Below are 13,184 nucleotides of genomic sequence, written 5' to 3' on the forward strand. Positions count from 1 at the left end.
GCTTCAGCGCGCTTGCGCGGCATGACGAGCGCATAGGCATTCTCAAACCCAAGTTCGCCGAATAGCGTCACGTTCTGCTGCGCCAGTTTCGCTTTCAGTTCGCGCAGCAATTCGTCGCGCGGTTTGATGTCCGTGTGGTGACACTGGTTCAGCCACAGCGTGCCGGAATAATCGACATAGACGTCGATATCACCTGAGACCAGCGCATCGAAGATCACGTTGGAGCCAAGCCCCTCCCGTGTGTTGGCGCTCAAGCCGGCTGCCTGGAGCCGCTGCGCGATCAAAGCCGACAGCACATATTGTTCGGCAAACGTCTTGGCGCCGACGATATAGCTCGACGGCGACCGCGCTACAGAGGGCACCAGCGTCGCCGCTATCAGGGCAGCCATACCGATCGCGCCCGATACTGCGCGGGCGCGGCTGCGCTGCCGAAGCCCGGTCTCCATCAGGGCCAACAATTGATCGACCGCGAGCGCCAGTACCGCGGCGGCGAGACAGCCGAACAGCACGAAAACCCAGTTCTGAGTTTGTAGGCCCGCGAAAATGTAGTTGCCAAGGCTGGTCTGCCCGATTGGCGTGGACAGCGTCGCGGTGCCGATCACCCAAACCGCTGCGGTACGGATACCCGCCATGATCACTGGCAGCGCCAGCGGCAGTTCAACCATGAAAAGCGATTGGCGACGCGTCATGCCGACGCCCTGTGCAGCCTCGACGATGCTCGCGTCGACGCCGCGCAAGCCCGTGATGGTGTTGCGCAACACCGGCAGCATCGAATACAGCGCCAGCGCCAGCACGGCCGGCAAAAATCCGAACGCCGAGAAGCCGGATCCGAACCAGGCCAGCGACAAGGATGCGAGCGCCAGCAAGAGTGGATAGAACAGTGCCAGCAGCGCAAGTCCGGGTACCGTCTGCACGATGCTGGCGACCCCGAGCAGCGCGCTTCGCATCACCGGCCGGTTACGCGCAGCAATCGCAAGCGGCAGGCTCACCACAAGTCCCAGCGTCAGCGCGGTCAGGCTGACGCGGACATGATTGCCGAGGTAGTCAGGCAAATGCGCCAGCGCCTCACCCCAGCGCGGATCCGAGAGCAGGTTCATGCCCCAGCCTCGCGCGGCAGCAGCACTCTCAGGCGGTCGGCCTGGCGGCGCGGCGTGCGCAGGAGCTCGCTCACGTACGCCTCGTCGCTGCTCGAGAGCTCTGCCGGCGTGCCCTGCGCGACCAACCGGCCCGCTCGCATCACGGCGATGCGGTCCGCAAGTAAGATGGCTTCGGTGATGTCGTGGGTGATCATGACCGTGGTCAGGCCAAGCTTGTTGTGCAGGCTGCGGTAGTCGTCACCGAGCGTATCGCGAGTAATTGGGTCGAGGGCGCCGAACGGTTCGTCCATCAACACGATGCGGGGCCTTGCCGCCAGTGCGCGGGCCACCCCGACGCGCTGCCGCTGTCCTCCCGAAAGTTCATGGGGAAAGCGGTCGCGGTATTGCGCGCGATCCAGCTGGACGAGATCGAGGAGTTCGTCGACGCGCGCGGAGATATCGGGCACGGGCGTGCCGATCAGTTTCGGCGTAATTCCGATGTTGCCGCCGACGCTGATGTGGGGAAACAATCCGCCGCTTTGGAACACATAGCCGATGCGGCGGCGCAAGGACACGGCATCAAGCGCGCGCACGTCCTCGCCTTCCACGGTGATGCTGCCGCTATCGGCCTCGATCAGGCGGTTCGCCAGTCGCAGCAACGTGGTCTTGCCTGAGCCCGAGCCGCCGACGATGGCGACGAACTCGCCAGCGGCGACATCAAGCGTGACGTCGTCTACAGCCTTGACGCGCCCGTCATCGAAGCTCTTGCCGACGTGCGCGAATGCGATCAGTGGCGAAGCAGCGGTCATTTCCCGGGACTATCACACCGGCCTTGGGCAACCAAGCGGATGCAGCGCTTGCTTATCGCGGCGATCGGTTGAATTGTCGCTAGCGTGGCGGTATTCCGCACATGGCAATGGATGGAGAAATGCGCGTGCAGGCGGACATCACCGCAAAGCCGACGGCGATTGCGCTTCATGAGGCGACGGTGGCCTTCCCGCTGGCCCATAACCGCGTTTACACCGCGGTTGAAAAAGCGCGGCTCGCGGTCGAGAACGGAGAGTTCGTCGCCATTGTCGGGCCGACCGGTTGCGGAAAATCAACCCTACTGAACGTTGCGGCCGGGCTGCTGAAACCGGCTTCCGGAGTTATCAGCATCTTCGATGCGCCGCTGACCGGGCTCAATCGCGACGCCGGCTATCTGTTTCAGGCCGACGCATTGTTTCCCTGGAAAACCGCGATCGACAACGTCGCGATCGGGCTGGAGGTCAAAGGCACGCCGCGCGTCGATGCGTTGGAGCGGGCGCAACGCTGGCTCACGAAGGTCGGTCTCGGGGCGTTCGGCAACCGCTACCCGCATATGCTGTCGGGCGGCCAGCGCAAGCGGGTTGGCCTCGCGCAGGTACTGATCCGCGACCCCAAGATATTGCTGATGGACGAACCGTTCGGGCCGTTGGATGCGCAGACCCGCCAGATCATGGGCAATCTGCTGCTGGATCTGTGGAACGCGGATCGCAAGGCGGTCTTGTTCGTCACCCACGATCTGGAAGAAGCGATCGCGCTTGCGGACCGTGTCGTGATCATGTCGGCGGGGCCCGGTGCGCGCATCATTGGCAACTGGCGCGTACCGCTGCCGCGCCCGCGCGACATTTCGGAAGTTCGGCTAGACCATGAATTTCATGCACTGCACCGGGAGATCTGGGGTGTGCTTAAGGATGAGGTGATGAAAGGCTACGCGCAATCCGCCGGGTGAGGGCGCGGGTGTGCGTGGATTTCGGCACAAGGAATTGCGCCGCCGGGCGCGAAAAAGGGAGAGATCGAGGCGTGTCGAAGCTCGCACTGCTTGGCTTGCAATTGCTGGTCGCTGTCGTGGCGCTGGCGTTGTGGCAATTGTTCTCGACTGTGCCGGTTTTCGGGCACCTGTTGCTGCCGCCGTTCTTCTTTTCCAATCCGATCGACGTCGGCAGCCAGATCGTCGATTGGTTTTCAACCGGCGTAATCTGGAAGCACCTTCTGATCACACTGTGGGAATCTATTCTGGCGTTCGCGATCGGCTCGCTCGGCGGCATCCTGGTCGGCTTCTGGTTCGCGCGCCAGCCGCTCGTTGCCGCGGTTTTCGACCCCTATGTCAAAATGGCAAACGCGTTGCCGCGCGTCGTTCTCGCGCCGATCTTCACGCTCTGGCTCGGGCTTGGCATCTGGTCCAAGGTGGCGCTCGGCGTCACGCTCGTATTCTTTATCGTGTTCTTCAACGTCTATCAGGGCGTCCGGGAGGTCAGCGGCACGGTGCTCGCCAACGGCCGCATGCTCGGCATGAGCGAGCAGCAGTTGATGCGCCACGTATATTGGCCGTCGGCCTTGTCATGGATGTTCTCGTCGCTGCACACCTCGGTCGGGTTCGCGGTCGTCGGCGCGGTCGTTGGCGAATATCTCGGCTCAGCGGCGGGGCTGGGCTATCTGATCCAGCAGGCCGAAGGGGTATTCGACGTCGCCGGCGTGTTCGCGGGCATGTTCGTGCTGTCGGCATTCGTCATCCTGATCGATCTGGCGGTGACCCATGTCGAGCGGCGGCTTCTGGTGTGGCGGCCGGAGCCCATTGAAAACAGGGGCTAAAGTCGGAACGCTGCTGTCTTCTCAAGGCAGGCGCGCTGCTCTATCCTGCAGGAATAATGAACAGTACGGAGAAGACCATGAGAACGATTTTGGGCAGACTGGCCACGGCGCTGTCGGTGCTGGTGCTGACAGCCGGTCTCGCGGCCGCGCAGACCAAGATCACCGTCGCGGTCGGCGGCGGCTCCTGCCTGTGCTATCTGCCGACCGTACTGGCCAAGCAGCTTGGCGAGTTCGAGAAGGCCGGCCTTGCCGTCGAGCTGGTGGACCTCAAGGGCGGGTCGGACGCCCTCAAGGCGGTGCTCGGCGGCAGCGCCGATGTGGTCTCCGGCTACTTCGATCATTGCGTCAACCTCGCCGCCAAGAAGCAGGAGCTGCAGGCTTTCGTGGTTTACGATCGCTATCCCGGCCTCGTGCTGGTGGTCTCTCCGTCGCACAACGGCGAAATCAAATCGATCAAGGATCTTGCCGGCAAGAAAGTCGGCGTCAGCGCGCCGGGCTCCTCGACCGATTTCTTTCTGAAATATCTTTTGAAGAAAAACGGTCTCGATCCCACCGGCACGGCCGTGATCGGCGTTGGCCTCGGCGCGACCGCCGTTGCCGCGATGGAGCAGGGCCAGATCGACGCTGCCGTGATGCTGGACCCATCGGTCACGGTGTTGCAGGGCAGCCATCCGGACCTGCGCATCCTCAGTGACACCCGCACGCAAAAGGATACGCTTGCCGTGTTCGGCGGCGAATATCCGGGTGGCGCGCTCTATAGCACCGCCGCCTGGGTCGCCTCACATGACAAGGAAGTACAGGCACTGACCAATGCGATCGTGAATACGCTTGGGTGGATCCATTCGCATTCACCGGAAGACATCATGGCCAAGATGCCGCCGGAAGTGGTCGGCAAGAACAAGGAGCTTTATCTCGCCGCGCTCAAGAACACGATCCCGATGTATTCGGAAACCGGCAAAATGGACCCGAAGGGCGCGGACGCAGTGCTGGCGGTGTTCAGCGAGAGCTCGCCTGAAGTGGCAAAGGCGAATATCGACGTCAGCAAGACCTTCACCAACAAATATGTCGAACGTGCCAAGAAGACCACGGGGTTGAATGCGAAATAAGCCCGGTCGGGCGGCATGACGCATCCGACCATTCATCGCGTCAGGACGCTCGATCTAGGGTTTGAGCCGTGGCCCTGGCCATTCGCCAACGAAAAGTGCGCCGATATCGAGGCGCATTTTGCGGTCAAGAAGCGCGAAAAGCCGATCTGGAATGGGCGCATCCTGCTCGGGCGCGATCCCGATTTTTCCACCAAGCGGTTCAGCGCCCGTTATTTCGATGCGGATTTCGCAAGTTTCCTGGCCTGGCGGGACTGGGGCTTTCCCGACGGTAGCGTTTTCAACGGCTTCGGAATGGGCGCGCTGCGTTGCTCGGACGGAGCATTCGTGCTCGGCGAAATGGCCGGGCATACCGCCAATGCGGGGCGGGTCTATTTCCCCTCGGGCACGCCTGATCCCGACGATCTCAAGGGAGGTGCGGTCGATATTGCCGGCAGCGTCGCGCGGGAGGTTGAGGAAGAAACCGGTCTGAGGCCAGAAGAGTACCGGGCCAGCGCCCATTGGGACTGCGTCGTCAGTGGCGCGGTGATCGCGATGATCAGGATATTGGAGGTCGATGTCACCGGCGAAATGCTGCGCGCAAGGATTGAAGCCAATCTTGCACGGCAATCGCAACCGGAACTATCCCGGATCCATCTGGTGCGCGAGAAGCGCGATCTCACGCCGGCGATGCCGCGCTTTGTGACTGCATTCATCGAGTCAGAGATAGCCGCGTAGATCAATTCAGGTGAGTGGAGGTCTTAGTCCATGGGCAAGAAAGCTTCGCGATCGCTTGGGGTCGAGCTGAAGCCGTTCATAGCGCCGTTCCGCTTCGACGGATCAGGCAAGTTTCACCTGAAATCGTCCAAGACCGACGAGAAGGGCGGGCTCGATAAACAAAGCGCTGAAAAGATCATCGAAGCGAACCGGACGCGGCTGACTGAATTTCAGGAACGGCTGTACGCGGACGATCGCTGGTCATTGCTGGTGATCCTTCAGGGCATGGATGCGTCCGGCAAGGACAGTGCGATCAAAAGCATTTTCCAGGGGGTCAATCCGCAGGGCTGCGAGGTCTATTCGTTCAAGCAGCCTTCCTCCCGTGAGCTCGATCACGATTTCATGTGGCGCAGCATGATTGCGCTGCCCGAGCGTGGCCGCATCGGAATATTCAATCGCTCTTACTACGAGGAATGCCTGGTGACGCGGGTGCATCCGGATGTGCTCGCCAAGGAAAGAATCCCGGACCCGCTGGTGAGCAGGAACATCTGGCGCGAGCGGTTCGAGGACATTTCAGCGATCGAGCGTTACTTGACTCGCAACGGTACGGTGATCCTGAAGTTCTTCCTCCATATTTCCAAGGAGGAGCAGCGCGAGCGGTTTCTCGACCGGCTCGATGAGCCGTCGAAAAACTGGAAGTTTTCGATGAACGATATCGCCGAGCGTGCGCTCTGGCCGCGATACATGGCCGTGTATCAGGACATCGTGCGACACACATCAACGGCGGCGGCGCCTTGGTATGTGGTTCCTGCCGATCACAAATGGTTTGCGCGGGTGGTGATCGGCTCCGCGATCGTCAGCACGCTCGAAACGCTCGACCTACGATTCCCCCACGCCGACGCGGCGTCGCTGCAGGAATTCAAGCAGGTGCGCACTGCGCTCGAGAGCGAAGGCGACGGAAAGCCAAAAAAGCCGAAATCGAAATAGTATGCTTCCGACAGTGCGCATCAGTGGACCTGTTGCCTACATCCTTCTTTATAGCGCACTGTACGCCGCCTTTGGCGTTGCCTCGCCGTTCTGGCCGAAGTTTTTCGAAACGAGAGATTTAAGTTCGCAGCAGATAGGTTTTATTCTGAGCGCTGCAATGCTGGTGCGGCTCGGCGCTGGCCCCTTGGTCGGAAGGCTTGCCGACCTCTGGCGATCACGACGCGTTGCGCTCGCCGCCTGCGCCGTCGTGGCGGGTGCTACGGCCGCGACACTGTTGCTGGCAAACAGTTTCTGGTTATTGCTTCTGGTAGCTTCGGTGCAGGCTGCGGCACTTGCCCCCACCACCTCGATTGCGGACGCGTTATCAGTCAATGCAGCGAAGCCGGAGCGGGCGGGCAAGCCATTTGAATACGGCTGGATCAGAGGCGCGGGATCGGCGGCTTTCGTGCTGGGTACGCTGGTCATCGGCCAACTGATCAGCCGCACTTACCTCAATCCGATCATCTGGATGAATGTGGCGCTCCTACTTGCGGCGGCGGCCGCAACGGCATTGTTGCCTCATGCAAGTGACCAATCCCGCCCGCCCGCCGGTGCGTTGCCCGCCGGGAATCGCGTGTCGTGGCTTCTCGGGATATCGCGCTTTCGCATCCTTCTTCTGGTTTCGGCCTTGATCTATGGAAGTCACGCGATGCATGACGCATTTGCCGTGATCAGGTGGAGCGATGCCGGTATGGACGCGTCGGTCATCAGCATTCTATGGTCGGAGGCGGTTGCCGCTGAAGTGATTGTATTCTTGATCATCGGCCCGGCACTGCTTGCCCGCATCGGACCGCGTGGCGCGGCGGCGCTGGCCGCGAGCGCCGGTGCGATACGTTGGACTGTTGCCGGCGTGACCACCTCGGTGTTGCCGCTGTCGCTTGTGCAGCCGCTGCACGGATTGAGTTTCGCGCTGCTCCATCTTGCCTCCATGCGAATGATGGGGGCGCTCGTTCCGGTTAGCTTGTCCGCGACGGCTCAAAGCATCTACGCATTTGGGGCAGGGTTCACCACCGCCGCGCTGACGTTGCTGTCAGGAATTCTATACGCCAGGTACGGAGGCGCGTCGTTCTTCCCAATGGCAGCCCTTTGCGGCATCGCGCTCCCATTGGCGTGGTTCGGCTTGGCCAACGATCAACAGCAGTGACTAGGGCAGCGAAAACGCGACCACCGAATCCCCCAGCTTAGTTCCGAGCTTGCCGTGTCCGCCGGCGGCAACCACCACGAACTGTTTGCCGTTCTGTCGCGCGAGATAGGTCATCGGCAGTGCTTGTCCGCCGGCCGGAAGGCGGCCTTTCCAGAGCTCTTTTCCAGTGTCGGTGTCAAAGGTGCGAAGATAATTGTCCATGCCCGACGCGATGAAGGCGAGGCCTCCCGCGGTAACGATCGGACCACCCAAATTCGGCGTGCCCGCAATGACATGCGAGGGGTCTTTGACCATATCGGCCGTAGTGCCGAGAGGCACTCTCCAGCGGATCGATCCATTTGAGAGATCGACTGCAACCAGCTCACCCCAAGGCGGAGGGCTGCAGGGCAATCCGAGTGGCGAATGAAGAACCTGACGGCTCATGCCGTAGGGAGTACCGTGCTGCGGCGATACTTCCGCACCTGGGGCGCCCTGGCGCGCGGTTTTTTCGGCGGGTCCGAATTCGTCTCGCGGGATGAGGTGAACTTCCATCGGAAGATTGTTGATGTTGGTGACGAATAGCTGGCGCTGATGGTCAAATGCGCCGCTGCTCCAGTTCATGCCGCCGAGATTGCCTGGAAATGCTATGGTGCCCTGCACGCTGGGCGGCGTGAAAATGCCGTCCGACTTGAGCTTCTCGATCTGAGTGCGGCAGGATTCACGCTCTTCCGGATTAATGCCCCAGGCATCTTTCGCGCTGAGCTGCTGTCGCGCCAGCGCGGGCGGCAGGGACGGAAATGGTTGAGTGGGCGATGCATCCTCGCCAGTTGCTTCGCTTCGTGGCACCAGGCGCTCTTCCACGCCAAAAACCGGCTTGCCCGTTTCCCGGTCCAGCACAAACAGATTGCCGGTCTTGTTGCCCTGGATCAGGACGGGAGTCTCGCCGCCTGCGCGGCGCATCATCGCGAGCACCGGCTGGGCGGCTGTGTCGTAGTCCCACAGATCGTGATGAACGAGCTGAAATCCCCAAACCAGTTCGCCGGTTTTGGCCGACAATGCGACCACCGAATTTGCCCATTTGTTGTCACCCGGCCGCTTGATGCCGTGATAGTCCGGACTCGCGCTACCCGTCGGCAGAAACACCAGCCCGCGTTGCGCGTCGACTGAAATGGTCGACCAGACATTCCCCGCACCCGTCGGCGCCAGATTTCCTTCAATTGGATGCCATGTCCAGCGGAGCTTGCCGGTCTTGGCATCAAACGCGCGGACCGCCCCATCGGGGCTATCGACCCGATCGTTGTCGGCGATTGCGGAGCCGACGACCACCAGATCATCGATCACGGCCGGTGCCGAGGTTTCTTCATACTCCCCGGGACGCCGGATGTTGGATATGCCGGCTTTCAGGTCGATTTGTCCGCCGGCGCCGAAGTCGGCACAGGGATCTCCGCTCGACGCATCAAGCGCAAACAGGCGTGCGTCAATGGTAGCCAGGAAGATCCGTTGATGGCATGGACCGCCGCTCCCGCCCGGCTCGGACCAGAACGAAACGCCGCGATTCACAAGGCCCTCGGAATAACCCTTTCGCAAATCGATTTTTGGATCGAAGCTCCACTTTTGCTTTCCATTCTCGGGGTCGATGGCGAGAACGCGATTGAAAGGCGTACTCAGGAACATCGTCCCGCTGATAACGATCGGCGTTGCCTCGAATTCGCTTTTCCGTCGCCCGTCGCTGCCATCGGAAACATCCCCGGTGTGGAGCTCCCATGCTGGCTTCAGTTGGGCGACATTCGCCTTGTTGATCTGATCCAGGGCTGAATAGCGGGTTCCTCCCGCATCTCCTCCGTAAAACGCCCAATCTCCGGCTGCTGCCCGATCAAGCTCTTCAGCGGCGGCAAAATGTGAACTTGCTGACATCAGCAGCAGTGAAGTCACGATCCGAAGCGCTCGCATCCGACCCTCCTGGCGACAATCCCTTTGATCGTCGATGAGGCTTATCCAAGCGCTGGAAATTGCGTGCGTCGAGACCACCTGGGATGAGCGGCTGGTCTGCCGGGACAAAGTGCGCGAGCTTATGACGAGCCGCTTCGGAAACGGGGCGAGCGGCGCCGTCCTCAACATTTCGCTCCTAGGCACCCTTGGCGTTTTGGCTTTTTGCCTTTTCCTGAGCAGCCCAATAATCCGCTTCGAGCGGGAGTTTGTCGAAGTCAGGCTTGTATCCATTCTCCTCGTATTTTGAACGCGGAATGGGGATGTTGGTGCCGTCATAATCGACCTGCACCCATCCGTCGCTGGTACGGAACATTCCGCTTGCCATGTCTGTCTCCTGCTTTGCGTGAAGCATTCTACGGAGCTAGGCTGGCTCGACCGCCCGTCAAGAGCCAAGCCAGTTTCCAGGGCCTCAACAGGGAGTGCTCACATGCGACGCCGGCATTTTATGGTGGGTGTGATCTCTTCAGCCATTATTTAACGCGCGGAAAACCACAACTTGACCTTCAGGCCGGGTGAATTGTCGAGCAACTCTATTTTTACGCCGTGAAGACGCGCGACGGCCGCGACGAGACTAAGCCCGAGACCGTTGCCCGGGGTGTAGCGACTGTGTTCGAGCCGGTAAAAGCGCTTGAATACATGCTCGTATTGATCGGGCGGAATTCCGGTCCCGTCATCGGCAATCGAGACGACCGGCTTACCGTCTATGTTCTCGACGGATACGACGACGTTTCCTCCCGGGCGGCCGTGCTTGATCGCGTTGTCGACGAGATTGGCGATCGCATCGAAGATCAGGTCACGATCCCCGGTCGCCAACGCCTCACTTTCACCGGTGACGGCCAGACGAGTGCCGTCCTGCTCGGCGGCGGCATCATACAGCTCGACAACTTCGCTCGCGATCTCGGCCAGGTTCACGGTGCGGAAGGCATCCTTTCTCGCCTGGGTCTCAATTTGCGCGATCCGCGTGATCGACAAAAACATTCCCAGCACAGCATCGAGGTCGGCAATCGTCTCGCTGATCAGCCACTGATCGTCATTGGCAATGCGCTCGCTGTGGTACGCCTTTTCTAGTCGTCCTCGCATTCGCGTCAGCGGTGTCCGCAGGTCGTGAGCAACATTATCGCTCACCTGCTTGATCTCGCCCATTAATGTTTCGATCCGGTCCAGCATCAGGTTCAGGTTCTCTGCCACGCGATCCCATTCGTCGTTGCTGCCGCGGAGTGGGATACGCTTGTCAAGCCCGCTGAGCATGATCGCCCGGCTGGTCGCGTTAATCGATTCAATTCGACCGACAGTCCGGCGGCTCACCAGGATGCTCGCCATCGCAGCGAGCACGAACATCAGCGCCGCGCCTGAGATCACCGCTACCTTCATCAGATCGGTGAAATGATCAAGGTCGCTGATATCGCGTCCCACCAACAGGCGATCGCCAGGCGGGAATGTTCCGACCATCGCCCTTATCAGGGGCCGGCTTGCCTCATTCGGCGAGTGTTGCGGTGCGCGAAACTCGTTCCATCCGTAGGCGGCCGTGGCCGTGGGTGGCCATGAATTGATGTTGCCTCCCAGCACAGTGGAGGAGGCATCGGCGAGCAGGTAAAAGTTGTCTGAAAAACTCTGATCCGCCATCCGCTGTTTTATCAACGAGAGCAACCCGTCGCGCCCCGATCGTTGATAAGCGCCTTGCAGGCTCGAATACTCCAGCATGATGGTCCGATCCGATCGGCTCCGTACATAGCCGGTCGTGGAAACATAGACGTAAGCGAAAATGGCCGACACGATCAGGCCAAACAACCCGATCGCAATCAGCGCCAGTTTGAAGGTCGATGAAGTTAAGGTTTTAGCCAGGAGCACGAAGGCAATACCCGACACCGCGAACGGTATGGATCAATGGATAGGCCTGTTGATCGTCAATTTTCCGGCGCACGCGCCCGACATAGACGTCGATAATGTTGGTTGAGGGATCGAAATGAAGGTCCCAGACGTGCTGCAGCAGCATGGCCCGCGACACTACGCGTCCCTTGTTGCGCGCCAGATATTCCAGAAGCTGGAATTCCCGCGGCAAGAGAACAATGTCCTTACCGCGCCGACTCGCGGTTCGCGATATCAGGTCGATTGCGAGGTCGCCGACAGTTAGGTAGGTTTCCTTGACGATGGTGTCGCTACGTCGGCCAAGTGCCTCGACGCGCGCCAGGAGTTCGATAAAAGAAAATGGCTTCACCAGATAATCATCGCCGCCGGCTCGCAATCCCCGAACGCGATCGTCGACTTCTCCGAGCGCGCTGATGATCAGGACAGGCGCGGCGACGCCATCATCACGCAATTGGCGCATCACTGAAATGCCATCGATGTCCGGAAGCATGCGGTCGATCGTGATCACGGCGTAATCACCCGCGGCACCGCGGGTCAGTGCCTCGGCGCCACTTGCGGCCAGATCGACTCGATAACCGCTGGTCGTAAGCGAGTCTACGAGTTGGCCGGCGGTTTCCGCGTCGTCTTCAACGACCAGGATGCGGCGGTGAGCTGTCATTTCTTCGGTGTCCGAACGACTGGACCGTCGGGCCGAACCCAGTCCAGAAAATCGGAAGTCGCAGAACGAACAGTATACCAGATGAAACGCGCATAATCTAAATACTCCGTGAGCCGCCGACGGCGAGTGCTCATCGAAAGCCGGGGACCTCTCATTCGCTTTATCTGGATCGCTGCTCGCGAGCTACGCGATGGCAGTTTGTAAAAGCTGCCATCGCGCTCGTGTTGGTAACACTCTGCAAGGCTTTTCCGGAGCGCTAGCTTGACGCGTCTTCTTCACGCGAACCGGCATCCACTTCGCTCGAAAAACGCCCTAGTAGTAGTCATAGCCACAGACATTGACCCATTGCCATCCGTACGGCGTCCAGCTTCGGCGCCAGCAGCCGTCGTATGCGGCATAGACAAACGGTCCGCCAAAAAAGGCGAAGCTGCGGAAGCGATGATGGAAGCGGTGGTTGCGGAAAGCAAAGTGACGATTATGGAAGCCGTGGTCCCGGAAACCAAAATGTGAGACTCGCGGCGAGAATGCGCTGTGGGCGAAGGGCGCGCCGGCAAAACGGGCTCCGCCGACGAAACGCGGACCTCCGCTCATTCCACCGAAATGCATGCCGCCGCCATGCATCCCACCTGCCATGCCACCGCTAAATCCGCCGTGCATCCCACCACCAAATCCACCCCCGTGCATTCCGCCTCCCATGCCACCTCCCATGCCACCTGCCATTCCGCCGCCATGCCCGCCGCCTCCACCCATGCCCCCGCCGCCACCGCGACCCAATGCCGGCGAGGCAACACCAAGCGCTGTGGCAAGGGCGCACGCAACGAGGCAATTAAGGACCTTGTTGTTCATCCCAATTCCTCCTCGATCTAATGAGCGCGACGATTTCCGCCGCAACGAGAAGACGCGAAGCAGAGCCAAAGGGTCCAATGTTTTCAAATGACAAATGTGACAGTTTCTGACACGAAAATTAGTTTCGCAGCAGCGCGCTCCTGGCGGCGGCGTCGTGCTCGGCCAGCGCTTCTCGCTATGCGACCCGC

13 protein-coding genes are annotated in these 13,184 nt (G+C 60.5%); 6 read left to right on the plus strand and 7 right to left on the minus strand.

The annotated features are described in order from the left end of the window. A partial coding sequence (locus VJV58_RS11165) for an ABC transporter permease/substrate-binding protein (RefSeq protein WP_324137404.1) occupies positions 1-1,097 on the minus strand: 1,097 nt, incomplete at its 3' end. After that, on the minus strand, positions 1,094-1,885 hold the full coding sequence (locus VJV58_RS11170) for an ATP-binding cassette domain-containing protein (protein ID WP_324137405.1): 792 nt from the start codon (positions 1,883-1,885) through the stop codon (positions 1,094-1,096). The genes VJV58_RS11165 and VJV58_RS11170, both read right to left, overlap by 4 nt. Positions 1,886-2,004: 119 nt before the next feature. Here VJV58_RS11170 and VJV58_RS11175 point away from each other — a divergent pair, with 119 nt between their 5' ends. The 6 genes from VJV58_RS11175 to VJV58_RS11200 all read left to right on the plus strand — a co-directional run bounded on the left by VJV58_RS11175 (position 2,005) and on the right by VJV58_RS11200 (position 7,658). Beyond that, positions 2,005-2,829 carry an ABC transporter ATP-binding protein gene (locus VJV58_RS11175; RefSeq protein ID WP_324137406.1) on the plus strand — a complete coding sequence of 275 codons (825 nt, stop codon included), beginning with the start codon at positions 2,005-2,007 and terminating at the stop codon, positions 2,827-2,829. Between the two features lie 71 nt (positions 2,830-2,900). After that, a complete protein-coding gene (locus VJV58_RS11180) occupies positions 2,901-3,689 on the plus strand; it encodes an ABC transporter permease (RefSeq protein ID WP_324137407.1) in 789 nt (262 codons plus the stop codon). A 77-nt stretch (positions 3,690-3,766) separates the two neighbouring features. Further along, the gene (locus VJV58_RS11185) at positions 3,767-4,795 is read left to right on the plus strand and encodes an ABC transporter substrate-binding protein (protein ID WP_324137408.1); all 1,029 of its coding nucleotides are present in this window, start codon (positions 3,767-3,769) and stop codon (positions 4,793-4,795) included. Between the two features lie 15 nt (positions 4,796-4,810). Then, the gene (locus tag VJV58_RS11190; RefSeq protein ID WP_324137409.1) at positions 4,811-5,509 is read left to right on the plus strand and encodes an NUDIX hydrolase; all 699 of its coding nucleotides are present in this window, start codon (positions 4,811-4,813) and stop codon (positions 5,507-5,509) included. A 30-nt stretch (positions 5,510-5,539) separates the two neighbouring features. Further along, a complete protein-coding gene (locus VJV58_RS11195; protein ID WP_324137410.1) occupies positions 5,540-6,475 on the plus strand; it encodes a polyphosphate kinase 2 family protein in 936 nt (311 codons plus the stop codon). 1 nt (position 6,476) lies between these two features. Further along, positions 6,477-7,658, plus strand: a complete 1,182-nt coding sequence (locus tag VJV58_RS11200; RefSeq protein WP_324137411.1) for an MFS transporter — start codon at positions 6,477-6,479, stop codon at positions 7,656-7,658. Here VJV58_RS11200 and VJV58_RS11205 read toward each other — a convergent pair whose 3' ends face one another. From VJV58_RS11205 to VJV58_RS11225, 5 genes are all read right to left on the minus strand, one after another. Next, on the minus strand, positions 7,659-9,587 hold the full coding sequence (locus VJV58_RS11205; protein WP_324137412.1) for a pyrroloquinoline quinone-dependent dehydrogenase: 1,929 nt from the start codon (positions 9,585-9,587) through the stop codon (positions 7,659-7,661). A 175-nt stretch (positions 9,588-9,762) separates the two neighbouring features. Then, positions 9,763-9,951 (minus strand): hypothetical protein, encoded by a 189-nt coding sequence (locus VJV58_RS11210; RefSeq protein WP_324137413.1) that lies wholly within the window; start codon positions 9,949-9,951, stop codon positions 9,763-9,765. 149 nt (positions 9,952-10,100) lie between these two features. After that, positions 10,101-11,474, minus strand: coding sequence for a sensor histidine kinase (locus tag VJV58_RS11215; protein ID WP_324137414.1), 1,374 nt, complete (start codon positions 11,472-11,474; stop codon positions 10,101-10,103). Then, on the minus strand, positions 11,461-12,150 hold the full coding sequence (locus tag VJV58_RS11220; RefSeq protein WP_324137415.1) for a response regulator transcription factor: 690 nt from the start codon (positions 12,148-12,150) through the stop codon (positions 11,461-11,463). The genes VJV58_RS11215 and VJV58_RS11220 overlap by 14 nt, the downstream gene beginning before the upstream one ends. A 312-nt stretch (positions 12,151-12,462) precedes the next feature. Then, positions 12,463-12,996, minus strand: coding sequence for a hypothetical protein (locus VJV58_RS11225; protein WP_324137416.1), 534 nt, complete (start codon positions 12,994-12,996; stop codon positions 12,463-12,465). Positions 12,997-13,184: the final 188 nt, after the last annotated feature.

Source organism: Bradyrhizobium sp. (assembly GCF_035273305.1).
GTDB lineage: Bacteria > Pseudomonadota > Alphaproteobacteria > Rhizobiales > Xanthobacteraceae > Bradyrhizobium.